The organism is Kosakonia sp. Marseille-Q7440, from assembly GCF_965119485.1.
The window spans coordinates 864,866-889,431 of sequence record NZ_CBCPLT010000001.1; the positions used below are offsets into that span (position 1 = coordinate 864,866).

At 57.0% G+C, this 24,566-nt stretch carries 22 protein-coding genes; 19 read left to right on the forward strand and 3 right to left on the reverse strand.

From position 1 onward, the window contains the following. The first annotated feature begins 418 nt into the window (after positions 1–418). From malZ to ACWPW2_RS03845, 3 genes are read left to right on the forward strand one after another with little or no spacing between them, the layout of a single operon-like run. Positions 419–2,236 carry a maltodextrin glucosidase gene (gene malZ, locus ACWPW2_RS03835; RefSeq protein WP_454121685.1) on the forward strand — a complete coding sequence of 606 codons (1,818 nt, stop codon included), beginning with the start codon at positions 419–421 and terminating at the stop codon, positions 2,234–2,236. 55 nt (positions 2,237–2,291) lie between these two features. Further along, complete coding sequence (locus tag ACWPW2_RS03840; RefSeq protein ID WP_454121686.1) at positions 2,292–4,994, forward strand: DUF2339 domain-containing protein; 2,703 nt, start codon at positions 2,292–2,294, stop codon at positions 4,992–4,994. Next, on the forward strand, positions 4,991–6,358 hold the full coding sequence (locus ACWPW2_RS03845) for a DUF3999 domain-containing protein (RefSeq protein ID WP_454121687.1): 1,368 nt from the start codon (positions 4,991–4,993) through the stop codon (positions 6,356–6,358). The genes ACWPW2_RS03840 and ACWPW2_RS03845 overlap by 4 nt, the downstream gene beginning before the upstream one ends. Here ACWPW2_RS03845 and ACWPW2_RS03850 read toward each other — a convergent pair. Next, on the reverse strand, positions 6,290–6,724 hold the full coding sequence (locus tag ACWPW2_RS03850; protein ID WP_454121688.1) for a hypothetical protein: 435 nt from the start codon (positions 6,722–6,724) through the stop codon (positions 6,290–6,292). The genes ACWPW2_RS03845 and ACWPW2_RS03850 overlap by 69 nt on opposite strands. Positions 6,725–6,741: 17 nt before the next feature. Then, entirely contained in the window at positions 6,742–7,323 is a 582-nt protein-coding gene (gene acpH, locus ACWPW2_RS03855) for an ACP phosphodiesterase (protein ID WP_454121689.1), read from the reverse strand. Positions 7,324–7,416: 93 nt separating this feature from the next. Between acpH and queA the strand changes: the two genes are divergently transcribed. From queA to ACWPW2_RS03905, 10 genes are all read left to right on the forward strand, one after another. After that, a complete protein-coding gene (queA, locus tag ACWPW2_RS03860; protein ID WP_454121690.1) occupies positions 7,417–8,481 on the forward strand; it encodes a tRNA preQ1(34) S-adenosylmethionine ribosyltransferase-isomerase QueA in 1,065 nt (354 codons plus the stop codon). Positions 8,482–8,639: 158 nt separating this feature from the next. After that, on the forward strand, positions 8,640–9,767 hold the full coding sequence (gene tgt, locus ACWPW2_RS03865; protein WP_023481912.1) for a tRNA guanosine(34) transglycosylase Tgt: 1,128 nt from the start codon (positions 8,640–8,642) through the stop codon (positions 9,765–9,767). Positions 9,768–9,788: 21 nt separating this feature from the next. Then, the gene (gene yajC / locus ACWPW2_RS03870; RefSeq protein WP_023481946.1) at positions 9,789–10,121 is read left to right on the forward strand and encodes a preprotein translocase subunit YajC; all 333 of its coding nucleotides are present in this window, start codon (positions 9,789–9,791) and stop codon (positions 10,119–10,121) included. Positions 10,122–10,148: 27 nt separating this feature from the next. Then, positions 10,149–11,996, forward strand: a complete 1,848-nt coding sequence (gene secD / locus ACWPW2_RS03875; protein ID WP_312121747.1) for a protein translocase subunit SecD — start codon at positions 10,149–10,151, stop codon at positions 11,994–11,996. 10 nt (positions 11,997–12,006) lie between these two features. After that, the gene (gene secF, locus ACWPW2_RS03880) at positions 12,007–12,978 is read left to right on the forward strand and encodes a protein translocase subunit SecF (protein WP_023481942.1); all 972 of its coding nucleotides are present in this window, start codon (positions 12,007–12,009) and stop codon (positions 12,976–12,978) included. A gap of 233 nt (positions 12,979–13,211) precedes the next feature. Then, the gene (locus ACWPW2_RS03885) at positions 13,212–13,817 is read left to right on the forward strand and encodes a response regulator (protein ID WP_023481923.1); all 606 of its coding nucleotides are present in this window, start codon (positions 13,212–13,214) and stop codon (positions 13,815–13,817) included. A 14-nt stretch (positions 13,818–13,831) separates the two neighbouring features. Then, positions 13,832–14,551 (forward strand): Hpt domain-containing protein, encoded by a 720-nt coding sequence (locus tag ACWPW2_RS03890; protein WP_454121691.1) that lies wholly within the window; start codon positions 13,832–13,834, stop codon positions 14,549–14,551. A 291-nt stretch (positions 14,552–14,842) separates the two neighbouring features. Then, complete coding sequence (locus ACWPW2_RS03895; protein WP_454121692.1) at positions 14,843–15,955, forward strand: ATP-binding protein; 1,113 nt, start codon at positions 14,843–14,845, stop codon at positions 15,953–15,955. Positions 15,956–16,123: 168 nt separating this feature from the next. Then, positions 16,124–17,692: a PKD domain-containing protein gene (locus tag ACWPW2_RS03900; RefSeq protein WP_454121693.1), complete on the forward strand. Its 1,569-nt coding sequence runs from the start codon at positions 16,124–16,126 to the stop codon at positions 17,690–17,692. 196 nt (positions 17,693–17,888) lie between these two features. Then, a complete protein-coding gene (locus tag ACWPW2_RS03905; protein WP_312121757.1) occupies positions 17,889–18,665 on the forward strand; it encodes a lytic polysaccharide monooxygenase in 777 nt (258 codons plus the stop codon). Between the two features lie 96 nt (positions 18,666–18,761). Here the strand turns inward: ACWPW2_RS03905 and ACWPW2_RS03910 are convergent, their stop codons facing one another. Next, a complete protein-coding gene (locus ACWPW2_RS03910; RefSeq protein WP_034814117.1) occupies positions 18,762–19,445 on the reverse strand; it encodes a response regulator transcription factor in 684 nt (227 codons plus the stop codon). Between the two features lie 233 nt (positions 19,446–19,678). On the opposite strand from ACWPW2_RS03910, the gene gspG reads away from it, so the two are divergent. From gspG to ACWPW2_RS03940, 6 genes are read left to right on the forward strand one after another with little or no spacing between them, the layout of a single operon-like run. After that, positions 19,679–20,101, forward strand: coding sequence for a type II secretion system major pseudopilin GspG (gene gspG, locus ACWPW2_RS03915; RefSeq protein WP_023481896.1), 423 nt, complete (start codon positions 19,679–19,681; stop codon positions 20,099–20,101). Between the two features lie 14 nt (positions 20,102–20,115). Continuing rightward, the gene (locus ACWPW2_RS03920; RefSeq protein WP_454121694.1) at positions 20,116–20,571 is read left to right on the forward strand and encodes a transglycosylase SLT domain-containing protein; all 456 of its coding nucleotides are present in this window, start codon (positions 20,116–20,118) and stop codon (positions 20,569–20,571) included. Then, positions 20,559–21,737: a type II secretion system F family protein gene (locus ACWPW2_RS03925; RefSeq protein WP_454121695.1), complete on the forward strand. Its 1,179-nt coding sequence runs from the start codon at positions 20,559–20,561 to the stop codon at positions 21,735–21,737. The genes ACWPW2_RS03920 and ACWPW2_RS03925 overlap by 13 nt, the downstream gene beginning before the upstream one ends. After that, entirely contained in the window at positions 21,737–23,374 is a 1,638-nt protein-coding gene (locus ACWPW2_RS03930) for a GspE/PulE family protein (protein WP_454121696.1), read from the forward strand. The genes ACWPW2_RS03925 and ACWPW2_RS03930 overlap by 1 nt, the downstream gene beginning before the upstream one ends. Beyond that, positions 23,352–24,038, forward strand: a complete 687-nt coding sequence (locus ACWPW2_RS03935) for a hypothetical protein (RefSeq protein WP_454121697.1) — start codon at positions 23,352–23,354, stop codon at positions 24,036–24,038. Before ACWPW2_RS03930 ends, ACWPW2_RS03935 begins: the two co-directional genes overlap by 23 nt. A gap of 2 nt (positions 24,039–24,040) precedes the next feature. Then, on the forward strand, positions 24,041–24,565 hold the full coding sequence (locus ACWPW2_RS03940; RefSeq protein ID WP_279792522.1) for a hypothetical protein: 525 nt from the start codon (positions 24,041–24,043) through the stop codon (positions 24,563–24,565). The last annotated feature ends 1 nt before the right edge of the window (position 24,566 follow it).

The window sequence follows — 24,566 nt, forward strand, 5'->3', positions numbered from 1 at the left end:
CACCCGGCGTTATGCCTGATGGCGCTGCGCTTATCAGGCCTACGATCTCTGCGCATTCAAAAGCCGACGTAAATTCTCTGGCGTTATTGTTTCGCCCTTGTAGGCCGGGTAAGGCGCAGCCGCCACCCGGCGTTATGCCTGATGGCGCTACGCTTATCAGGCCTACGATCTCTGCGCATTTAAACGCTGACGTAAATTCTCTGGCGTTATTGTTTCGCCCTTGTAGGCCGGGTAAGGCATAGCCGCCACCCGGCGTTGTGCCTGATGGCGCTGCGCTTATCAGGCCTACGATTTCTCTCACTTTTTTCCGTCTTATCTCTGCGCCCCGTCTCTCACCCCCGTAAAAAAAGGGAAAGAAGGAGGCGTGCCGGGCCGAACGTTGGCTACAGTGATCCTGATTATGTAAAGGGGATCGTTGATGTTGAATGCATGGCACCTGCCCGTCGCGCCGTTTGTCAAAGCGCACCAGCAGCAGTTAATCATTAACCTCTGGCTGCGCGGCACGGATTTACCGTCGCGCGTCACGCTGCGAATTGAGATCGATAACGAAGAGACGCCGGTTGCAATGCACCGCGCGCGCAACACCGCCAATAATGGCGTCACCCTCTGGCGCGCCGCCATTGATATCAGCAACGGCCAGCCGCGTCGCCGCTACAGCTTTAAGCTGCTGTGGGACGATCGCCAGATCTGGTTTACCCCGCAGGGTTTTACCCGCTTCCCGCCCGCCAGGCTTGAGCAGTTTGCCATCGACGCGCCGGATGACGGCCCGGCGTGGGTCGCCGATCAGGTCTTCTACCAAATCTTTCCGGATCGCTTTGCCCGTAGCGAAGCGCGCACCGCGCAGCAGGACCAGCGTTACTGGCACCACGCCGCAGGGCGCGAGATTCGCTTTTGCGACTGGGATGAGCCGCTTACCGGCGAAGCGGGCGGATCGACCTTTTACGGCGGCGATCTGGACGGCATCAGCGAAAAGCTGCCGTACCTGAAAAAGCTCGGCGTCACCGCGCTCTACCTCAACCCGGTATTTGTTGCCCCCAGCGTGCATAAATATGACACCGAAGATTACCGCCACGTCGACCCGCAGTTTGGCGGCGACGAAGCGCTGCTGCGTCTGCGCCATAACACGCAGGAGAACGGCATACGGTTGATCCTCGACGGCGTTTTTAACCACACCGGCGACTCCCACGCCTGGTTCGACCGCCATAACCGCGCCACCGGCGGGGCCTGCCATAACCCCGATTCGCGCTGGCGCAGCTGGTACAACTTTGATGAGAACGGCTACGCCCATGACTGGCTGGGCTACGCCAGCCTGCCGAAACTCGACTACCGCTCTTCGTCGCTTATTGAAGAGATCTATCAGGGCAAGGAGAGCATTGTGCGCCACTGGCTGAAAGCACCGTGGAATATGGACGGCTGGCGGCTCGACGTGGTGCATATGCTGGGAGAGAACGGTGGGGCGCGAAACAACCTGCATCACGTCAGCGGCATCACCCGGGCGGCGAAAGAGACCCAGCCGCAGGCCTATGTGGTGGGCGAACATTTTGGCGATGCGCGCCAGTGGTTACAGGCGGATGCGGAAGATGCGGCGATGAACTACCGCGGCTTTACCCTGCCGGTTTGGGCGTTTCTTGCCAATACCGATATCTCCCTCGACCCACAGAGTATTGATGCGCAGACCTGCGCCGCGTGGATGGATAACTACCGCGCTGCGCTGTCGCATCAGCAGCAGCTACGGATGTTTAACCAGCTCGACAGCCACGATACGCCGCGCTTTAAAACCATTCTCGGCAAGGATATCGCCCGCCTGCCACTGGCGGTGGTGTGGCTCTTCTGCTGGCCCGGCACGCCCTGCATCTACTACGGCGATGAAGTAGGGCTGGATGGTGCGAACGATCCCTTCTGCCGCAAGCCCTTTCCGTGGGATAAAGCGCAGCAGGATAGCCATCTGCTGGCGCTCTATCAGCGAATGACGAAGCTGCGCGCCCGCAGCCAGGCACTGCGTCACGGCGGTTGTCTGGTGGTCTATGCCCGGCAGGATGCGCTGATTTTTCTGCGCGTTTATCGCCAGCAGCGGGTGCTGATTGCCATTAACCGCGGCGAGGCGTGTGACGTGGTGCTGGAAGATTCACCGCTGCTGCAAGCGAAACAGTGGCGGCTTCTGGAAGGTACAGGTAACCTACAGGACGGCGTGCTGACGCTTTCAGCCATCAGCGCTTCTGTCTGGTCTGCCTCCTGAGCCTGCGTGCGGGGAGGCGGGCGTAACGTCTCCCCTTTAGCGAAGGCGAAAGTACATGGATGGTCTTCTGATATTCGGTGTCATCGTGCTGATTCTGGCGCTGGTCGTGGTGCCGATAATGGCGATTGTCGCCTGGCGGCGCAGCCTTGCCACGCAGGTCGAACTGCAACTGCTGCGCCAGCGCGTCAGCGTACTCGAACAACGGGCAATTGTGCCTGCGGCAAGCGAGGAGCCGGCCGTTGAGCCGATAAACGAGCCGGTAAGCGCAGCGCCTGAGGTGCCACCGCCACCTCCTGAGCCGCAGCCGATTGCGGCAAGCGAAATCACCCCTGCACAGCCGCAACCCGCACCCAATGTCTGGGGACGCAAAGTCGCGACGGCAGAGCCGACGCCTGCACCTGTGGTGCGCGAACGTGAAGAGGCGAAAGCATCGGATGGCGAATCCTGGGGCGTGGTTACCGCGCTGGTGCGCTGGTTTATGCAGGGCAACCCACTGGCGAAACTTGGCGTGGTGCTGCTCTTTATCGGTCTCTCTTTCCTGCTGCGTTACAGCGTTGAATATGCGCTCTTCCCGCTGGAGTTGCGGCTTGTCGCCGTGGCGGTTGTCGCGCTGGTGCTGCTGGTTCTCGGCTGGCGATTGCGGCATAAACAGACGGTCTTTGCCCTTATTTTGCAGGGCGGCGCGGTAGGCGCACTCTATCTCACGGTGTTTGGCGCGTTTCGCCTCTGGCAGATGCTGCCGATGACGCTCGCCTTTGCGCTGCTGATTGTGATCTGCGCGGCGAGCGTCGGGCTTGCGGTGCTGCAACGCGCGCTGAGCCTGGCGCTGCTGGCAAGCCTCGGCGGTTATCTTGCGCCGATCCTGCTCTCTACCGGCGGTGGGAGCCATATCGCGCTCTTCTCGTTCTATCTTCTGCTCTCCGTCGGCATTCTCGCCATCAGCGTATGGCAGCACTGGCGCGAGCTGAACATCCTCGGCATGTTCTTCACCTTTGGCGTGGCCGCCCTGTGGGGCATTGCCAGCTATCGCCCGGAAGATTACCTCAGCTGCCAGCTGTTCCTGATTGCCAACCTGCTGATTTTCGGCGTCTTCAGCGTCGGGCTCTCCCTGCGCGCTCAGCGCCGGGGCGAGCGCATTATTGACGGCGTGCTGCTGTTTGCACCGCCGCTGGCGGGTTTTGGCATGCAGTACGCCATGACTCAGCACTGGACCTACGGCCCGGCGTTCAGCGCCCTCGGCTTTGGCCTCTTCTACCTGACGCTGGCCGCTGTCGCCCTTAAACGCTTCCCGGCTGCCGGTAAACCGCTGGTGCTCGCCGCGCTGGCGCTGGGCGGCGCGTTTGCTACGCTCGCTATTCCGCTGGCCTTGTCCGCGCGCTGGACGGCGATGGCCTGGTCGCTTGAGGGGCTGGGCGTGCTGTGGCTCGGCGTGCAGCAACAACAGCGGCGCATGAGCTACAGCGGCACGGCGCTGTTACTGCTGGCACTCTTCAGCGCGCTGTGGGCCGCCGCAAACGGTATCAATGCGCTCTCCACACTAATGATCTTTGCCGTCCTCAGCGCAAGCTGGCTGGTTGGCGCATGGCTGTGGCGCACGATTCGCCGCGAGGGAAGCTGGCTGCTGCTGGCGGGCGGCATCCTCTTCTGGATTGTCGCACTGGCGGGTGCGGCAGAGCTGATACTGCCGCAGTCGATGCAGGTGGGCTTTGGTCTGTTGCTGCCGGTGGCGCTCTCCGTGTGGCTGTGGCGTGCAGGCAGTTTACGTTTTGCCTGGCCGGAACTTGGGCTTGCCCAGTGGCTGCTGTGGCCAGCGATGGCGCTGTTAATCGGCGAGCGTCTGGTTGCTCAGGGGCACCTGCTGGCCTCCGGCTGGCAAAATCTGGTCTGGTGCGTGGCGCTGCCTTCCGCGCTATTACTGCTGCGTAAAGCGGGCAGCGCGCTGTTACCACGCCTGTCGCAAGGGCTGCACATCTCCCTTTTCTGGCTGCTGCTGATCGCGGGTGGTAGCGAGTTGTGGTGGTTTGTAGACTCGCTGCCGTGGGGTAACGCGCCGTGGCGCTGGGGGCTGCCGATGGCGGCGGGCGGCGCGGTGATCATGCTGACGCTGGCGGCGGTGCGCCGTAATCTGTGGCCGTTCCGCGTCTGGCCTGCGCTTTATGGCGCACAGGCGCTGGCACCGCTGGTGCCGCTGCTCACCATTGCCTTGCTGTTTGCCAACCTGAACGACGGCAAGGTGATGGGCATGCCGTACCTACCGCTGCTCAATCCGCTGGAAGAGGGTGCGGCGTTCGCGCTGCTCGGCGTGTGGCTCTATACCCAATTTGCCTGGAAACACTATCCCCATTTCGCGCCCGATCTCCGGAGCGCCCGCCCGTGGGCGCTCGCTGCGCTGGCTTTCTGGTGGCTGAATGGCATCCTGCTGCGCGCGCTCTCCTGTTATGGCGAGGTGACGTGGAGTGCTGAAAGCCTGTGGGCCTCACGGCTTATCCAGACGACGTTTGCTCTCTTCTGGATGCTGATTGCGCTGGTGGTGATGATCCGCGCGACGCGTCGGCAGGCCCGCCAGCAGTGGCTGGTGGGGGGAGGGTTACTGGGCGTTGTGCTGTTGAAACTGATGCTTGTCGACAGCGCGGGCGGCGGCGGGCTGTCGCGCGCCATCGCCTTTATCGGCGTCGCGGTGCTGGTGCTGATCGTGGGCTATTTTTCACCCCTGCCGCCCAAAGCGGCGCGGGAAGAGAACGAGGGAGAAGGACAATGAAAAGGCTGTACGGATTACTGTTAAGTACGCTGCTTTGCGCCCCGGCGGGCGCTGCAGATCTCCCTGAAAAACCGCAGGATTATGCCCGTGGCGTGATGCTCGATTCGCCGCAGCCCTCCTCCTGGTATCGCGTTGATCTGCCGCAGGAGGTCTATGCCCACAGCGCGTGGCCGGATCTGCGCGATGTGCGGGTGTTTAACCAGGACGGTGAGCGAGTACCGTTCGCCCTTGAAACGCAAACTACCAAAACCCAATCCCCTGAAGCGGTGCCGCTGCGCCTCTTTCCGCTGGATGCGTCGCCCGCAGGCGGCGTGGCACAGGAGGAGAATGTTGTGCGCCTCCAGGCACCGTCCGGGGTCGAGATCCGTATTGAAGGCGACGCCTCAAAACCGGTTGGAAAGAGCTATTTGCTGGTGCTGCCGCCCAATTTGCCCAATACGTTCCGGCTTGGCGAGATCAAACTGGGCTGGCAGGAAAACGGCCAGAACTGGCGCAGCAAGGTTTCCGTTCTGATGAGCCACGATATGCGCAGCTGGGATACGTTGCAGGATGATGCTCCGGTGATGGCGCTGGCGAGCGGGAACGATAAGCTGAAGCTCGATCGTATACAGCTTCCGGAAATGCCGTTATCCGATGGCGAGCTCTATCTGCTGCTGGTGTTTGATACACCAAACCTGCCGGTCACCCTCACCGAGGCGACGGCTATACCTGGCCGCGAGCCTGCACCGCTTGAAAAAATGGAGATGGCGGGCAACGGACGGCAGATTTCGCCGACCGAGGCGCAATATCAATGGCCGCAGCCACAGCCGTTCCGCTCTCTCTCGGCAGGCTTTAACGACGATGCGGTGCTGCCGGCTGAGATTGCCATTCGCCGCACGGCCACCTCGCCGTGGCAGCCGCTGACCAAAACCGTTCTCTGGCAACGTAATGGTCAGCGCTCCGCACCGGTGGAACTGGCGGGCGAGACGGTGCAGGCGGTGCGCATCACCACGCTGGACGCGCGATTGCCCGAGACACTTCCTGAGGTTTCCGGCAGCCGCGATCGGCTGGCGCTGGTGTTTAACGCCCAGGGGAAAGGGCCGTTTATGCTGGCGTGGGGAAATAAAGCGGCACAGCCTGCCGCTGTCACGCCCGATACGCTGATCCCGCCGGATCTGCGTAAGCAGCTCGATCCCGCGTCGATTCCTGATGCGTTTGTGGGAGAAAACGTCAAGCTGGGTGGCGAGGCGCGCATGACGGCGACTTCCGTCACCGAACAGCAGGGGATGTGGAAAACGGTGCTGGTGTGGGGAGCATTAGTGCTGGGCGTCGCGGTGCTGGCGTGGATGGCAATCCGCATCTGGCGCGAAGCGCAGAGTCGATGAGTTATGCCGGATGGCGCTGCGCTTATCCGGCCTACAAAACCTGCGTTGCACCACCTTGTAGGCCGGATAAGGCGTAAGCCGCCATCCGGCGATGCAGACCGCACTCAACCCGTAGGCCGGATAAGGCGTAAGCCGCCATCCGGCAATGCAGACCGCACTCAACCCGTAGACCGGATAAGGCGCGAGCCGCCATCCGGCAATGCAGACCGCACTCAACCCGTAGGCCGGATAAGGCGTAAGCCGCCATCCGGCAATGCAGACCGCACCCAACCCGTAGGCCGGATAAGGCGCGAGCCACCATCCGGTAATGCAGAGCGCACTCAACCCGTAGGCCGGATAAGCGTTAGCGCCATCCGGCAATGCCATGCCAAACGTGACGATGTTTACAACGTCCCCGCGCGCGCCTGCGCCATCATGCGTGGGTAAAACGCCCAGAACTGCGTCTCCAGCGCGTGATAATTGGCATCAAGATCCCGCCATGAGTCGCGCAGCGCATCGAGCCGTGGGCGGCGGCTCGCCATGCCGTTGAGCACATTCTGAATAAACGCCATCTCGCCGTAGCGCTCCATCCAGCGCTCCGACCATAAGTAATTGTTCAGATTGACAAAGCGCGGCGGCGAATCGGGCAGAATAGTCGCCACCTGCGAATGGGCATAGCCGATAAAATCCACCAGTTCAATATCGGGCGAAACCTTTGCCCAGTGGCGCGAGAGAAAGTGATCCCACATCACATCAAGCGTAATCGGCGCGACCCGCCGCGTTTCGGGGCGAAACCACTCGCGGGCGACTTTCACCTCCGGCAAGTTGTCGGTCAGCACATCAATACGGCGATGCATATGGATCCCTGCCACCACCTCCGGTGCGTAGAGGTTTTCCGGATTGCCGCGAACAAAATCCGCCAGCAGGTTACCGGCAAGGGAGCTGTTCGCCAGGTGAGCAAGGTGCAGGTGCGCTAAAAAATTCATCTCTATTATTTATCCAAAAGCGGCTAACGGTTGCAGCGAAGGGGCGTGGGCACTAGACTACCCGCCTCTTATTTTATGTCTCGAGTCAGTGTCATGCGCGTTACCGATTTCTCCTTTGAGTTACCCGAATCCCTGATTGCCCACTATCCACAGCCTGAGCGCAGCAGCTGTCGCTTACTGTCGCTGGATGGCCCAACAGGCGCGCTGACTCACGGTACTTTCACCGATCTGCTCAATAAGCTCAACCCGGGCGACCTGCTGGTGTTCAACAACACCCGCGTGATTCCGGCACGTCTTTTCGGGCGTAAAGCCAGCGGCGGCAAGATTGAAGTGCTGGTTGAGCGCATGCTCGACGACAAACGTATTCTGGCACATATTCGCGCCTCGAAAGCGCCGAAGCCCGGTGCTGAGCTGCTGCTGGGCGACGCGGAAGATATTCAGGCTACCATGGTCGCCCGCCACGACGCGCTGTTTGAAGTGGAATTTCACGATGAGCGCCCGGTGCTCGATATTCTCAATGCCATCGGCCATATGCCGCTGCCGCCCTATATCGATCGCCCGGATGAAGACGCCGACCGCGAACTCTATCAAACGGTCTATAGCCAGAAGCCTGGTGCCGTTGCCGCGCCGACCGCGGGCCTGCATTTTGATGAGCCGCTGCTCGAGCGCCTGCGTAATAAAGGCATCAAGATGGCGTTTGTCACGCTGCACGTTGGTGCCGGGACCTTCCAGCCGGTGCGCGTTGACAGCATCGAAGATCACATCATGCACTCCGAATATGCCGAAGTACCGCAAGAGGTGGTTGATGCGGTGCTGGCGGCAAAAGCGCGCGGCAACCGCGTAGTCGCAGTCGGCACGACCTCCGTGCGATCGCTGGAGAGCGCCGCGCAGGCGGCAAAAGAGGCGATGATCGAACCCTTCTTCGGTGACACGCAGATCTTTATCTATCCAGGCTATCAATACAAAGTCATTGATGCGCTGGTCACCAACTTCCACCTGCCGGAATCGACGCTGATCATGCTGGTCTCTGCATTTGCCGGGTATCAACACACCATGAATGCGTACCGTGCCGCAGTTGCTGAAAAATATCGCTTTTTTAGTTACGGGGACGCGATGTTTATCACGTACAATCCGCAGGCGATTTTAGAGCGCCCTTAACAGGGCTATTTTATTTGCCCTTCTGGACCCGGGCAGTGCCCGCGTCCAGAGTGGCTGCGCCAATAACGCCTTGCGTGCGGATTGGTCAATTCGAGGTTGTGGAGTGAATCCGCAACAGAGAGTAATCATCAGACTGTCTATCTGGTGTTGGAGAAAAGATGAAATTCGAACTGGATACCACCGACGGACGCGCCCGCCGCGGCCGGCTGGTGTTTGAGCGCGGCGTGGTTGAAACCCCGGCGTTTATGCCTGTTGGCACCTACGGCACCGTAAAAGGGATGACCCCGGAAGAGGTCGAAGCCACCGGCGCGCAGATCATTCTGGGTAACACCTTCCACCTGTGGCTGCGCCCGGGGCAGGAGATCATGAAGCTGCACGGCGATCTCCATGACTTTATGCAGTGGAAAGGGCCAATCCTCACCGATTCCGGCGGCTTCCAGGTGTTCAGCCTCGGCGATATCCGCAAAATCACCGAAGCGGGCGTTCACTTCCGTAACCCAATCAACGGCGATCCGATCTTCCTCGATCCGGAAAAATCGATGGAGATTCAGTACGATCTCGGCTCCGATATCGTGATGATCTTCGACGAGTGTACGCCATACCCGGCGGACTGGGATTACGCCAAACGCTCAATGGAGATGTCTCTGCGCTGGGCGAAACGCAGCCGCGACCGCTTTGACGGTCTGGGCAACAAAAACGCGCTGTTCGGCATTATTCAGGGCAGTGTTTACGAAGATTTACGCGATATCTCCGTCAAAGGTCTGGTAGAGATAGGCTTTGATGGCTACGCTGTCGGCGGTCTTGCTGTGGGCGAACCGAAAGAAGATATGCACCGCATTCTGGAGCATGTCTGTCCGCAGATCCCCGCAGATAAACCGCGTTACCTGATGGGCGTAGGTAAACCGGAAGATCTGGTCGAAGGCGTGCGTCGCGGCATTGATATGTTCGACTGCGTCATGCCGACGCGTAACGCGCGTAACGGCCATCTGTTCGTGACCAACGGCGTGGTGAAAATCCGTAACGCAAAATATAAGAGCGACACCAGCCCGCTCGATGCCGAGTGTGATTGCTACACCTGTCGCAATTATTCGCTCGCCTACTTGCATCATCTCGATCGTTGCAACGAAATACTGGGCGCGCGTCTCAATACCATTCATAACCTGCGCTACTATCAGCGCTTAATGGCTGGTTTACGCAAGGCTATTGAAGAGGGTAAATTAGAGAGCTTCGTAGCAGATTTTTACCAGCGTCAGGGTCGACCGGTTCCACCTTTGAACGTTGATTAATTTAATAATGAGGGAATTTGAATGAGCTTTTTTATTTCTGACGCGGTAGCGGCAGCAGGCGCACCGTCACAGGGCAGCCCGATGTCTCTGATCCTGATGCTGGTTGTATTTGGTCTGATTTTCTACTTCATGATCCTGCGCCCGCAGCAAAAACGTACCAAAGAGCATAAAAAGCTGATGGACTCCATCGCGAAAGGCGATGAAGTGCTGACCAACGGTGGTCTGGTTGGGCGCGTAACCAAAGTAGCGGAAACCGGCTACATTGCTATCGCACTGAACGACACCACTGAAGTGGTAATCAAACGTGACTTCGTAGCTGCCGTTCTGCCGAAAGGCACCATGAAGGCGCTGTAATTTTCGTTTTTCCCAAAGGGAACTGCCGTGTTAAACCGTTATCCTTTGTGGAAGTACATCATGCTGGTCGTCGTCCTTATCGTCGGCCTGCTTTACGCACTTCCCAACCTCTATGGTGAGGATCCGGCTGTTCAGATCTCTGGCGCGCGCGGTGTCGCCGCCAGCGAACAAACTCTGATCCAGGTCCGGAACGAACTAACAAAAGAAAAGATCAGCTGGAAATCTGTGGCGATGGAAGAGGGCACGGTACTTGCTCGCTTTGAATCGACCGACACCCAGCTGCGCGCCCGCGAAGTCCTGCTCAGCGCATTAGGCGACAAGTATGTTGTCGCGCTCAACCTCGCCCCGGCTACACCTCGCTGGCTCTCCCTCCTGAAAGCGGAACCGATGAAACTCGGCCTCGACTTGCGTGGCGGGGTTCACTTCCTGATGGAAGTGGATATGCAAACGGCGCTGGGCAAATTGCAGGAACAGAATATCGACAGCCTGCGCAGCGATCTGCGGGAAAAAGGCATTCCTTACTCCACCGTGCGTAAGGAAGATAACTATGGTCTTAGCATTCAGTTCCGCGACAGCGCGGCGCGCGATCAGGCGAATACCTACCTGACCGGCCGTCATCGCGATCTCGTCTTCTCTAATCAGGGCGATAACGTGCTGCGCGTGGTGATGAGCGATGCGCGCCTGAGCGAAGCCCGTGAATATGCTGTTCAGCAGAACATCAATATCCTGCGTAACCGTGTCAACCAGCTTGGCGTTGCCGAGCCGCTGGTGCAGCGCCAGGGCGCTGACCGCATTGTGGTTGAACTGCCGGGTATTCAGGATACGGCGCGCGCGAAAGAGATCCTTGGCGCGACTGCAACGCTTGAGTTCCGTCTGGTTAACACCAATGTCGATGCTTCCGCTGCGGCAAATGGTCGTATTCCGGGTGATTCCGAAGTGAAAGAGACACGTGATGGGCGGCCAGTTGTGCTCTACAAACGCGTGATCCTCACCGGCGACCACATTACCGACTCAACCTCCAGTATGGATGAGTACAACGTGCCGCAGGTGAATATTTCACTGGATAGCGCGGGCGGTAACATCATGTCTAACTTCACCAAGGACAACATCAATAAACCGATGGCGACCCTGTTCGTGGAGTATAAAGACAGCGGTAAGAAAGACGCCAACGGTCGCGCGGTGCTGGTGAAGCAGGAAGAGGTGATCAACATCGCCAATATCCAGTCTCGCCTTGGTAACAGCTTCCGTATTACCGGTATCGAAAACGCCAACGAAGCACGTCAGCTTTCACTGCTGCTGCGCGCGGGTGCGTTGATTGCGCCGATTCAGATCGTGGAAGAGCGTACCATCGGTCCAACCCTTGGGGCGCAGAACATCACTCAGGGTCTGGAAGCGTGTCTGGCTGGTCTGGCGGTGTCGATCATCTTCATGCTCTTCTTCTATAAGAAGTTTGGCCTGATCGCGACTTCAGCGCTGCTGGCGAACCTGGTGCTGATTGTCGGCATTATGTCCCTGTTGCCGGGTGCAACACTGACCATGCCGGGGATTGCGGGGATCGTGCTAACCCTTGCGGTAGCGGTGGACGCCAACGTACTGATAAACGAACGTATTAAAGAAGAGCTGAGCAACGGGCGATCCGTGCAGCAGGCGATTCACGAAGGTTATCAGGGCGCGTTCTCGTCCATTTTCGATGCCAACATCACCACGTTGATCAAAGTGCTTATCCTTTACGCGGTCGGTACTGGCTCAATCAAAGGCTTTGCAATCACCACCGGTATCGGTGTGGCGACGTCCATGTTCACCGCTATTGTCGGTACCCGTGCCATCGTCAACCTGTTGTACGGCGGCAAACGCATTAACAAGCTGTCTATCTGAGGAGTGCGTTGTGGCACAGGATTATACTGTTGAACAATTGAACCATGGCCGTAAAGTCTGGGACTTTATGCGCTGGGACAACTGGGCTTTTATCATTTCCGGCGCGCTGCTGATCCTCTCCATCGTTGTGATGGGTGTTCGCGGCTTTAACTGGGGCCTGGATTTTACCGGCGGTACGGTCATTGAGATCTCGCTGGAGAAACCGGCGGATATGGACGTAATGCGCGAAGCGCTGGAGAAAGCGGGCTTCCAGGATCCACTGCTGCAGAACTTCGGCAGCAGCCGCGACATCATGGTACGCATGCCGCCTGCGCAGAGCGATAACGGCGGGCAGCTGCTGGGCAGCAAAGTAGTTAGCGTGATTAATGAAGCGACCAGCCAGAATGCCGCCGTGAAGCGTATTGAGTTCGTCGGCCCGAGCGTGGGCGCGGATCTGGCACAAACCGGCGGCATGGCGCTGCTGGTGGCGCTGATCAGCATCCTTGTCTATGTCGGTTTCCGTTTCGAATGGCGTCTGGCGGCGGGTGTGGTTATCGCGCTGGCGCACGACGTCATCATTACCATGGGCGTGCTGTCGCTGTTCCAGATCGAGGTTGATCTGACCATCGTGGCCTCGCTGATGTCGGTGATCGGTTACTCGCTCAACGACAGTATCGTGGTATCGGACCGTATCCGTGAGAACTTCCGTAAGATCCGTCGCGGTACGCCGTATGAGATCTTCAACATCTCACTGACGCAGACGCTGCATCGTACTTTGATTACCTCCGGCACGACGCTGGTGGTGATCCTGATGCTCTATCTCTTCGGCGGCGCGATGCTGAAAGGCTTCTCGCTGACGATGCTGATCGGTGTCTCAATCGGTACGGCTTCTTCCATCTATGTTGCTTCAGCGCTGGCGCTGAAACTTGGGATGAAGCGCGAGCATCTCCTGCAGCAGAAAGTGGAAAAAGAGGGGGCGGATCAGCCCTCGATTCTGCCGTAACAAACGAGCAATAATAAAAAACCGCAGCGTAACGTTGCGGTTTTTTTTGCCTGAAATATACATAGTGTTTATTGGTTAATTATTTTTATTTGTTATTTATATTGGTTCTGCAATTTTATTCATTTCTCTCGCGCTATTACTAATAAATATTCAACCTGCACCGGGAGGTTTTTTGCTAGAGTAGCCGCCACTCTCGTAACAACGATGCCACCTCAACATCCGTAAGCATGGTAATGGAAAAAAAGATCCTGATAGCAGACGATCACCCTATCTATTTAATGGGGCTGCGCGCATTACTCTCACCGCTTGCCGGGCAATATCATATTGTTGACGAGGCGCTCACCACTGATGACGTAATAAGCAAACTCGAGAGTGGTGATATCGATATTCTGATTACCGATTTCAGTATGCCAGGGGATAAATATAACGATGGCCTCGCGCTTATCCAGCTAATTAAACGGCGCTGGCCCACACTGATGATTATTGTGGTGACAATGATCAACAACCCCGGTATTGAACGCGCGTTACGGCAGCTCGGCGTGCATGCCGTGCTCAGCAAAGCAGGTCTCTCAACGGAGCTCGTGCATTTTATCAAAGGAGTTACCGGCACAGTTGCGCCCGGCAAACCAACCGCCCCGACAGGCATCAGCCTGACGCCAAAAGAGAGCGAAGTGCTGCGCCTGCTGCTGCGCGGCTTAACGATAAGCGATATCAGCACCCGCCTTAACCGCACCAAACAGACCGTTAGCGCACAAAAGAAGAGCGCAATGCGCAAGCTCGGCGTCACCTCCGAATATGAGCTCTACCAACAGTTGCAACAGCTTGGGCTGGCCAGCTGATCGCCGACATAAAGATGACAAAGCCAGCAAACCTGCTCGTCACTTTTAATGCCTCGCAACAGCGGCTATTAACCCGGCAGTGCCGGGCGGATGTTCTTAATAAGATCGACGTCATGGATAGTGAATCCGCCCTCCGCGCGCTGCGCCGCCAGCGCTGGAACGCCTTAATCATTGATTTAACCCATCAACCCACTCCGGGCCTGATGCTTATCGACAGGGTGCTGGCGGCCGGGCTGATCGGCACCTTCGCACCACCAGCGCTGCTGCTGGCCTGTAGCGCGACGCCGGAAACCTTAAATCCCTCTCTGCTACGTCTTAACGGTTTTGACAGGCTTCTTCCTTTACCGATAAACGAAACGTTGGTCTGTAGCGCGCCGCCGACGGCGAACCTCAGCGAGTTGAATGCACTGGCAGGCGGGCAGCAGGCGGTGGTTGATGCGATGATCCCGGTACTTATCCAGACCCTCAAGGATGATATCCATCACCTCGACAGCCTGCCTCCCCAGGCGTCGTTCACGGCAATCGCAGATATTGCCCACCGAATGAAATCCTCGTGGCATCTGCTGGGCATGAGCCATGCCAGACGAAGCTGCATCATTATGGAACGCCTGCCCGTGCTTCTGAATAACGGTGTCATAAGCACGCATGAGAGCGAAAAGATGCGCATCAATTTTATTTCCGTGCTGTTTGCGTCGCTTCGTCAATGTAGGAGGCTGTTACCCGCGCACTGTTAACGTGATGCTGACGGTTAAATAGCTCTCCCTGATCTTAATGGTGAACCTATTTAAGCGGAGCAGATGATGCGCAGCGATCCTTGTTCTCGCCTCTTATGGCTTACTTGCGTGCCGGGGCTGTTGTTCTTCTCTCTGCCTGCACGTGCCGCTCTTCCTGCGCGCTGGCATGATGCAGGTTTGCTGAGCGCCGTATGTATGGGCGTGCTTCTCCTGCTGCTGTTTTACGGGCTCGCTCAGCGCAGAAAGCGCAGGCACAACCTGACGCGCGATGAGACGGCAGCCGCAAGTCTTATGAAAAACCACTTTCTCGCCATGGTAAGCCATGAAATTCGCACCCCGCTTAATGCGATTCTGGGCATTCTGGAGTTACAAATTAAACAGAATGCGCAGAGGCAACATGCCCAGCCGATGCTGGAAGTGGCGCACGACGCGGCAAAAGATCTACTGGCATTAGTCGGTGATGTTCTTGATATGTCGCGCATCGAGTCGGGTCATATGATCCTTGAGCCGTCTGCTCAGGAGTTAGTTAGCCTCACCCGCGCCGTGGTGCTGCTCTTTGAAGAAGCGAGCGGACAGAAGCAGCTTGCTCTCCGCTTTTCAGTTGTAGGCGGCGAGCGCTGCCCGGTGCTGATTGACCCCGGGCGCTACAAGCAGATCCTCTCCAACCTGGTGAGTAACGCCATTAAATTCACTCGCGAAGGGGAGATCCGCATTACGCTCTGCCACCACATAATGGATGCGCAGCAGGTTGCAATTTCGCTGACCGTCACCGATACCGGGCCGGGCATTGCGCCAGAACACCAGTCGCGGCTTTTTACCCCTTTTGCGCAGTTCGGCCCCTGTGAGGATCGCGCACAAAACGGTTCAGGCCTTGGCCTCGCCATCTGTAGGGCGCTATGCGAATTAATGGCGGGAGAACTCTCCCTTACCAGTACACCAGGCGCAGGCACCCGCGTCACCCTGCAACTTACTTTACCGGCGTCTCCCGAGCCTTATCCTGCGCAGCGAAGCCTGACCGCGATACCGGTTACGACCGCTGCGGGCAAGCGGGTGATGATTGTTGATGACTACCGGCCAAACCTGCTGCTGCTGCGTCACCAGCTCGAACTGCTCGGCCACCAGGTGACAGAAGCACAAAGCGGAGAAGAGGCGCTGGCAAAATGGCATGCCGATAAACCATTTGATTACATTCTGATGGATTGCAATATGCCACTGCTGGATGGCTTTCAGCTTGCGAAAACCATTCGTATTCAGGAGCAGCAACGGGCTATTTCCCGCGCGACGCTGTTGGGTTTTACCGCTCTTGCTCAGGCGGAAATCATTGAGCAGTGCAAAAACTCCGGCATGGATGGCTGCTTATTTAAACCCTGTAGCCAGCAGGAGATCGCCAAATGGATAATATAAACGCCGGGCTAATTAGCGAATAAAAACCCGCATCTATTATTGCCAGGAATTTTCCTTGTTAATACCTCCCGCTTCTCAACCTGGAAAAGAGGGCGCTAATAGGATTATTAATGGCAAAGATTAATATGGAGGACAGAATAATTACTTACCCTGTAACAGGAGGTTACATTGAAAAAGCTCTCTTTAGCTGCTTTGATTGGCTCGGTATTGCTGACGCAATCGGTGTCAGCAGCTGAAAATAACCGCATCATGAGTTATCTGACATCCTGGGGTCTTCCACAGGATGCCGCGACCCAGTTAGAGAAGTCCAATGTTGATACTTTCTTCCTCTCTTTTGGCGGCTGGAATCAGAATGGAGATATCTCCTCCTCTGACAACATCGTTACGCCTGCTGAGTACGACCCTTATTGGCTCTCTCCCTCCTATACCTCCTGGACACAGACCAAGCTGGCTGTGCCATCTAAACGTATGCTGGTGGCTTTCGGTGGGGAGACCTATGAAAGAATGTGGGGCTATCTCGGCGATCCGGCGAGCCGCGAAAAGATTGCGCAGGGGCTGGTTAAACTGCTGAAAACCGACTTCCCGGTTTACAAAAAGGATATGAAGCCGGAAGAGATGGTGGGCGGCTGTTTAAGCGCCAACTGGGATAAAACCTGCAATATGGCCAGCTTCCAGAAAGCCGGCACGGTGCAACTGGATGGCATTGATTTCGACTATGAAAAAGTGGCCCGCCTGACGCTGCAGGAGAACGTAAACCTGCTTATCCTGGCGAAACGCGTCAAGGAGCTGCTTGGGCCGAACAGCGGTAAAGTGTTGAGCCTGACTACCTATCACGTCGGGGCCGATCCTGAAGCCTGCTCCAGCCCATCGGTCATGGAAAACTGCTCGTTTATTGAGGATGCCCGCTCCACCCATCACGGTGAAGTGATATGGCTGCTCACCGCCGGGCGCGATGTATTCGACTTCTTTAATGTCATGACTTATGACGCCGGTCCGCGTTTCCGCTATGACGTCGCAATGGCTAACTATGCGCGTGCGGTGGGCGACAAGAAGAAGGTTATTCTCGGCAACACCATTAACTCCCAGTGGGGGCCGGAAGGCCGCTATGTTGAATCAAGAGAGAATAATTTGAAGCGTGCTGCCTGGCAGGCAGAGCAGGGATATGGCGGTGTCTTCGTCTGGGCGCTCGGCTCCAATAATGTGCAGATGAGTTTGCCGGATCAGGTGAGCTATATCAACGAGATGAAACAGGCGGCGGGTGGCGATGTACCGCAGGTGGAGAATCATATTCCCGTGGCGAAAGCCGTCTATCCGCAAACGGTGACCGGTGCCGACACCGTGGTGCTTGATGGCTCCGCCTCAACGGATCCGGAGGGCGCAGCGCTAAGCTGGAGCTGGACGCAGGTTTCTGGCCCCCATGTGACGTTGAATAATGCTAACCAGCAGAAAGCGAGCTTTACGCTCAATGCGCCGGAGCAGGAGAGCACGCTGGTCTTCAACCTGACGGTAAACGATGGTGAGCATGACTCCCTGCCGTTGACGTTGACCATCAAGCACGTTCCGGAGGAGGGTAGCGTCACAAACCCGGATAACCCCGCCGCTGCTGATGAATGGAAGAGCGATAAGATTTATGTTGGCGGTGATAAAGTCTCGTGGAAAGGGCTTGAATATAAAGCACGTTGGTGGACACGTGGTAATGAACCAGGCACGAATGAAGTGTGGCAAGTAGTTGAGTAAGTTCTAGTTGAGTTAATCTTTTTGATGTTTTAGCCGCAATATTTTTATTGCGGCTTTTTTTATTTATTCTCGCTGGGAATTTTCCTCGATTTATTGCGCTGCATCTGAGGAGAAAAAAGAAGGTTGATATTACTGTTAGGGCAATAAGTGATTAATTTAACGCCGTGGATTTATTTCGCTAATAAACGGAGTAGGTATGAATTATTCAAAAATAGGCCTGGCAGTTATTACATTATGTATGGCCGGCGGTGCGCTGGCGCATGGCTATGTCTCTCTCCCGGCGTCACGCGCGTATATGTGTAATGCCAATATGGGCTATCAAAATAAAGAGTGCGGTAGCGGCCCGCTGTATGAGATGCAAAGCGTTGAGGGGCCTGATGGTTTTCCTGCGGCCAGTAAAGGGCCTGCGGATGGTCATCTCGCCAGCGCGGGATTAGCCTCAATGGGGCGGCTGGATGAGCAGAATGAAACGCGTTGGGCGAAGCACCCCATTAACGCAGGTAAACATGCTTTCACCTGGACCTATACCGCACCGCACAAAACTAAATCGTGGGACTACTACCTGACGAAAAGCGACTGGGATCCCGCGAAGCCGCTGACGCGCGCCTCCTTTGAGACAGAGCCTTTTTGTCATATCGATGGGAAAAATATTCAGCCCAGCACCGGCCCGGATCTTCCGCATGAGTGCACGGTTCCCGAGCGCGAGGGCTACCATGTGATCCTTGCGGCGTGGGATGTTGCTGATACGGGGGCCACCTTTTACAACGTGATTGATGTTGATTTCGGCGGTCATAACGCACCCGCGCCAGCACCGGACGAGGATCCCCAGAGCGATCTTCCGGCGCAGTGGCATAACGACACTGTCTATGTTGGCGGCGACAGGGTGACGTTTAACGGGAAGGAGTATCAGGCGCGCTGGTGGACGAAGGGTAACCTGCCGGGCGAGCATGAAGTCTGGAGCGAGGTGAAATAAGCGCAGCAGACAAAACAGGGCCATACAGCACGTAGGTGGCCCTGTTTTATCACGCTTGCGCAGTAGCGGTGTAGAGTAAAATCGCTGGCCTTGCGGTTACATCGCGATATCAAACATCCGCGTCTGGAACAGCAGGCAGTAGAGCTGACAGTCGGTTCGCACATTCAGTTTCGCCATCGCCCGCAGTTTATGTGCGCTCACCGTTTTAATGCTGATATTCATACGCCTGGAGATGGTGGTTAATGAGAGACCACGGCAGAGCAGGCGTAATACTTCACTTTCGCGCGTTGATAACTCCTGCGGTGTAATGGCATCGCGGCGAAAAAGGGAGTCCATTAAGCCGCGCTCAATATAGACTTCGTCCATTAAGACAGTGGCCATAGCGCGCCATAATGTGCGTTCACTGGTATTACGGCTGATATACCCTTTGGCACCGGCTTCGAGGGCGATTCGAATAAGATTGGTGTTGTTATACGGAGATAAGAAGATGATTTTTGTTTTGGGGTAACGGCCTGAAATCCATTTTACCAGCGCGATGCCATCTAATTCTGATAAGGGGCTTCCGGTTTTTATTGTTGTCAGCCCGTAGCCGAGGAAAAGAAGATCAACTTGTTTATTTGCGAGAATATTCAGCAGTTCTGTTTGTTCATGTGTGTCGCCGACAACCTCTATATCTAACCTCTCTGTATTGATATTACTGGCTTTCAGAGAGTTAATCATCGAGGTCATCCCCCGGCGTATTATCGTATGCTCATCGGCAATCAATATATTAATTGGCATTAATTATCCTCCCAACGTCCTGTAGGAATGAAGAGTACAAAAGCACCATACGGCGTTCCTGATGTTATTTCTATCTGACCAGTAAGAAAAATCAGCGGCCTTTTACCGAAAAGAGATTTCCGCGCGCGGGTAGAGCATTCTTTAATGCCGCGGGAGCAATCAGCTTTCGTCTCTGTTGCATCGGGGGAGAATAGCCACGGTGAACGGCAATTCTTTGAGTGAGCAACTGAATCATGAATTATCAACAACGCCTTAAGATTAATCAGCAGCAGGGTTTTACACTGCTCGAGCTGCTGGTGGTATTAATGATCATTGCGCTGCTGGCCGGCTTTGTTGGCCCGAAATTATTTTCTAATGTTGATCAGGCAAAAGAAAAAACCGCGTTACGCCAGATGCACGCCTTTGCGGATGCATTAACGCAATATCGGCTCGATACCGGTAGTTATCCTTCAGAAGCAGAGGGGTTAAATGTGCTGGTCGAGAAGCCCGATAACGTCAATAACTGGAACGGCCCCTATCTGGCGCAAAAAATTCCTCATGATCCATGGGGTAAAGCCTATCAGTGGCACAACCCGAGCCGACAATCGCAAAGCGTATTCGAAGTGGATATTTCTACCACCGATAATAATGGCAAGGCCATTGTCTACGGCTTCTGATAATGATTCGGCTAATGCTGGTACTCACCCTGCTGGCGGGGCATAGCGCGCAAGCCCATTGCTGGCAACGTGCGGGCGCGCGTTACGGTATTGAGCCAGCATTATTAAAAGCGATCGCTGTGGTTGAATCGGGCTTATCGCCGACGGTGGTGCACAAAAACCGCAATGGCTCCACGGATGTCGGCTTAATGCAGATTAACAGCCAGCATTTCGCACAGCTCAGGAAATATCACATCACCGCGCGCTCGCTTATTACTAACCCTTGCCAAAACGTCATAACGGGTGCCTGGGTGCTGGCCGGGCAAATTCGCCAGTTTGGTTATAACTGGGAAGCGGTTGGCGCCTATAACGCCGGGAACGCCCGTAACAGGAAAACCCATTTAGCACGCCTGCGCTATAGCCAGAAAGTGGCGCGTATTTATCAGGGGCTGAAAAGGAACGAGAAGGAGTTCGCGGCATGGGAAAAATGAGCACCTGGGAAGTGACCTATTTAGAAAAGGGTAAGCGCAAAAAAATCCGCACCCAGGCCGATACGCCCATTTCAGCCAGACACCAGTTACAACAGGCAGGCTATGTGGTGCTGCGTGTGGCGCAACAGGTGCAGCACCCGACAAAGCGCGTCTCACTGACGCTCTTTACGCAGGAGCTGATGGCGCTGCTGGATGCCGGGCTGGTGGTAACCGAAGCGATTGAGACACTCTGCGCCTGCTCAAGCGATGAACAGGCGCTGGAGATGCTGGAGGGGCTGCTGGAGAAGCTCTACGCCGGAAGCCAGTTATCGCAGGCGATGGCCGCCCAGCCCGATATTTTTCCGCCGCTATTAGTTAATACCGTCGCCTCTTCTGAACAAACTGGCCAGTTGGCCAACGCCCTGAAACGCTACCACTTCTATGAACAGCGCCTTGAGCAGTTGCGTAAGCGCATTCGCGGCACCTTAACCTACCCGCTGATTGTGCTGACGGTTGGCGGGCTGATTGTCTGTTTCCTGCTGGGCTTTATCGTGCCGAGCTTTTCACAGGTGTTTGAAGGGGTGAACACCCTCAGCCGCAGCGCCGAGCTGATTTTATGGTGGGGACAGCTGGTTAAGCAGTCGGGACCGGAGCTGTTAATGGGCACTATCGCCACCATCGGCGCGCTGATCGTGGTGTGTAAACAGAGCTGGACCAAACAGCTACTGATGCGAGGCGCGATGAAAATCCCCCAGCTGCGCCAGCAGCAGTTCCTCACCATTCTGGTGCGTTTCTATCGCACGCTCGGCCTGCTGCTTGATGGCGGCGTACCGGTTACCCACGCGTTACGCCTCGCTCAGTCGGTGATCCCGGTCAGCCACCACTCCCAGCTCAACACCGTGGTGGAGCATGTGATGGCGGGCAAGAGCGTTTCGGAGTCGCTGGAGAGCCAGCATTTAACCACCCCGGTGGCAATGCGTTTGTTGCAGGTGGGTGAGCGCAGCGGGGAGTTAGCCGGGATGTGCGAACGCATCGCCAGCTTTTATGACGAGGCGCTGGAGCGCGCCATCGACACCTTCACCCGCGTGTTTGAGCCGTTACTGATGATGATCGTCGGCGGCATTGTCGGGCTGGTGGTCTTTCTCCTCTATATGCCCATTTTTGAGATGGCCGGGAGTATGTCCTGATGATGTCGCAGCCGGAAGTTTCCGCCCTGATTGATAACCTGCTGGCGGTTGATGAAGCCCAGCGCAGCGAGGCGTTTGCAAAGCTGATTGACGCCGAGCCTGCCGCGCTGCCCGCGCTTGCTGACGCCCTCGGCATCGCGCTCTTTGCGCCGGAGGCCGAAGATGAGGTCACCGTCGATTTTCAGCATATCCCCCTCAATGAGGCGCTGGCGATGCATGTTCTGCCGGTGTGCTGGCGCGAGCGGCACTGGTTGCTGTTGAGCGATCCCTTTTCGCTGGCGCTGCGTCAGTGGGCGCAGCGGCTGCCGGTTACCCTTGCTATCGCCTCGCCCGGCTGGTTACGCGAGCAACTAGAGGTGCTGACCCGCCAGCAGCGCACGCTCGATCAGCTTGAACAGCAGGGAAATGAAGAGGGCGAAGATGAGGTGATCCTTGAGATCACCCCCGGCAATATCGCCAGTGAAAGCAACCCGATTATCAAGCTGGTTAACGCCACGCTCTATGATGCGATCCAGAGCCGCGCCAGCGATATCCACCTCAGCGCCGCGCCGGATGGCCTGGCGGTCAAATACCGCGTTGATGGCGTCATTCACGCCATCCGTCACTGCCCAGGCATTCAGGCGTCCAGCCAGATTATTTCGCGTATTAAAGTGCTGAGCAGCATGGATATTTCCGAGCGGCGCATCCCGCAGGATGGCCGCTTCAAGGCGATGATCCACCAGCGACCGGTCGATTTTCGCGTCTCGGTGGTGCCGGGTATCCATGGTGAAGATGCCGTGTTGCGCGTGCTCGACAAGTCTCACAGCAGCACGCTGAGCCTCGAGACGCTCGGTTTTGATGACCATACGTTGCGTGAGATCCGCCTGTTAACCCATCAGCCGCACGGCATGGTACTGGTCACCGGGCCGACCGGGAGTGGTAAATCGACCACCCTTTACGCGGCGCTGAGCGAGCTGAACACCGGCGACAATAAGATCATCACCATTGAAGATCCGGTGGAGTATCAGCTTAACGATGTGCTGCAAATTCCCGTCAATGACAAAAAAGGGCTGACCTTTGCCCGCGGCCTGCGCGCGATTTTGCGTCACGATCCCGACACCATTCTGGTCGGCGAGATCCGCGACAGCGAAACCGCCGGCATCGCCGTGCAGGCTGCGCTCACCGGCCACCTGGTGCTCTCCTCCGTCCACGCCAACGATGTCTTCAGCGTGCTGGAGCGTTTTCTCTATATGAACGTCGATGCCAACAGCCTGCTCTCCGCGCTGCGCGGTGTGCTGGCGCAGCGGCTGGTGCGCGGCATCTGCCCGCAGTGCCTGGAGGAGGCGCAACCGAGCGAACAGGATCTTCACCAGTGGCAGCAGAGCGCGCTCCATACGCTCACGCCTGTGTGGCGTAAAGGACGCGGCTGCCCGGCCTGCCGCCAGAGCGGGTTTCGCGGCCGGCTGGCACTGGCGGAAGTTTTGCCGTTCAGCGACAGGATGAAAGAGGCGCTCCAGATGCGGGCCTCGGTGCGCCAGATGCGCGAAATCGCTTTAGCAGAGGGGTTTGTCCCGCTGCATAACGTTGCCATTCGCGCGGTGCTGGAGGGCAAAACCACTTTTTCGGAGATCAACCGTGTTATCACTCCTCCCGCCTGAGTTGCAGTGCGACATTCATCCGCAGCGGCTGGTGCTGCGCCGGGGCAACCGGGTGCTCGGCGAGCAGGCGTTAACCGCGCAGGTCGCGCTGGATGAGGCGCTCGATCAGTTGTTAAGCGCCCACAACCTGGCGATGCCCTGGTGGGGAAAGCTCAGTTTCTGCCTGAGCAGCAGCCGGATTCACTACTTTACCGTCCCCTGGCAGACCGGGCTGAGCACGCCGGAGGAGTTACGCAGCTTCGCCGCCACCGAGGCCGCCAGGCAACCTTTCTGGCGCAACGTTCTGGCGTGTAAAACCGCCTTTATTTCGGTGCAGTTCGGCGCAACGGCGCTGGCGGCGGCCATTGATGAAGCGCTCTGGCAGACCTTACTGCTCACCGCCCATAAATGGAGACTGCGTGTGGGCGGTATTCATGTCGCGCTGCACCAAAAGCTTCGCGCATGGCGCGGCGTACTTCCCGCCGATGCGCTCTTCTGTCTGCGTGATGAGCAGTCGACGATCTTTGTCTCGCGCCAGCGCGGAGAGTGGCAGCAGGCGTGGTGTCTGCACAATGACGCGGGCGTGAGCGCGCAGCAGCAGGTTGCCCAGACCGCGCGGCTGATGGGGCTGGACAGCGCCGTTCCGCACTACTTTCTCAACAATATTGATGCCGTGGGGGAGTGAGAATGTTTTCCATATCGGCTTTTAAAGGCTGGGCCGCTCCCTGTTTTCACTATCGTCCACGCGCAGCCTTGCCGGTAATGGTGGTTGTGCTGCTGCTGACCGGCGGGCTGCTGCTGGCGAGTATGAACGATTATCAACGGCGCGACGCGCTACAGCGCCAGCATCAACACCTGCTGGAGACGGTGGCGAAGCGGGATGAGATTGTCCGTGGTCTGTCGGCGCGCATGAAAAAACATCAGCCGGATGCGAGAGCCGCCATGCAGGTAGTGGCGATGCTGAATCCGCTGGCGAAATTACTCCTGCCCGATGTGGCGATCATGAACGTCAGCGTTGAGCCGGAGAAAAAAGTGGTGCGGCTGCAGGTAAAAGCGATGTCGCTTGAGGCGCTGCTCGATTTCAGCACCCGTCTGGAGGCGATCCCGGCGCGGGTTGAGCTACAAAACCACACGCCGTCAAAGGAGCTCAGCCAGAAATGGGCGGTCAACGCCACGCTGATAGTCATCTATCCCAATAATCCCCGGCTCTGAG

What these genes read in the sequence shown, in the direction of transcription:
- ACWPW2_RS03885 (WP_023481923.1), top strand. Translation starts at nt 13,212, where the DNA reads ATGGAAAAAAAGATCCTGATAGCAGACGATCACCCTATCTATTTAATG.
- ACWPW2_RS03940 (WP_279792522.1), top strand. Translation starts at nt 24,041, where the DNA reads ATGTTTTCCATATCGGCTTTTAAAGGCTGGGCCGCTCCCTGTTTTCAC.
- tgt (WP_023481912.1), top strand. Translation starts at nt 8,640, where the DNA reads ATGAAATTCGAACTGGATACCACCGACGGACGCGCCCGCCGCGGCCGG.
- ACWPW2_RS03925 (WP_454121695.1), top strand. Translation starts at nt 20,559, where the DNA reads ATGGGAAAAATGAGCACCTGGGAAGTGACCTATTTAGAAAAGGGTAAG.
- ACWPW2_RS03850 (WP_454121688.1), bottom strand. Translation starts at nt 6,724, where the DNA reads ATGGCATTGCCGGATGGCGCTAACGCTTATCCGGCCTACGGGTTGAGT.
- ACWPW2_RS03920 (WP_454121694.1), top strand. Translation starts at nt 20,116, where the DNA reads ATGCTGGTACTCACCCTGCTGGCGGGGCATAGCGCGCAAGCCCATTGC.
- yajC (WP_023481946.1), top strand. Translation starts at nt 9,789, where the DNA reads ATGAGCTTTTTTATTTCTGACGCGGTAGCGGCAGCAGGCGCACCGTCA.
- ACWPW2_RS03840 (WP_454121686.1), top strand. Translation starts at nt 2,292, where the DNA reads ATGGATGGTCTTCTGATATTCGGTGTCATCGTGCTGATTCTGGCGCTG.
- ACWPW2_RS03890 (WP_454121691.1), top strand. Translation starts at nt 13,832, where the DNA reads ATGACAAAGCCAGCAAACCTGCTCGTCACTTTTAATGCCTCGCAACAG.
- ACWPW2_RS03895 (WP_454121692.1), top strand. Translation starts at nt 14,843, where the DNA reads ATGAAAAACCACTTTCTCGCCATGGTAAGCCATGAAATTCGCACCCCG.
- queA (WP_454121690.1), top strand. Translation starts at nt 7,417, where the DNA reads ATGCGCGTTACCGATTTCTCCTTTGAGTTACCCGAATCCCTGATTGCC.
- gspG (WP_023481896.1), top strand. Translation starts at nt 19,679, where the DNA reads ATGAATTATCAACAACGCCTTAAGATTAATCAGCAGCAGGGTTTTACA.
- ACWPW2_RS03905 (WP_312121757.1), top strand. Translation starts at nt 17,889, where the DNA reads ATGAATTATTCAAAAATAGGCCTGGCAGTTATTACATTATGTATGGCC.
- ACWPW2_RS03930 (WP_454121696.1), top strand. Translation starts at nt 21,737, where the DNA reads ATGATGTCGCAGCCGGAAGTTTCCGCCCTGATTGATAACCTGCTGGCG.
- ACWPW2_RS03845 (WP_454121687.1), top strand. Translation starts at nt 4,991, where the DNA reads ATGAAAAGGCTGTACGGATTACTGTTAAGTACGCTGCTTTGCGCCCCG.
- malZ (WP_454121685.1), top strand. Translation starts at nt 419, where the DNA reads ATGTTGAATGCATGGCACCTGCCCGTCGCGCCGTTTGTCAAAGCGCAC.
- ACWPW2_RS03910 (WP_034814117.1), bottom strand. Translation starts at nt 19,445, where the DNA reads ATGCCAATTAATATATTGATTGCCGATGAGCATACGATAATACGCCGG.
- acpH (WP_454121689.1), bottom strand. Translation starts at nt 7,323, where the DNA reads ATGAATTTTTTAGCGCACCTGCACCTTGCTCACCTGGCGAACAGCTCC.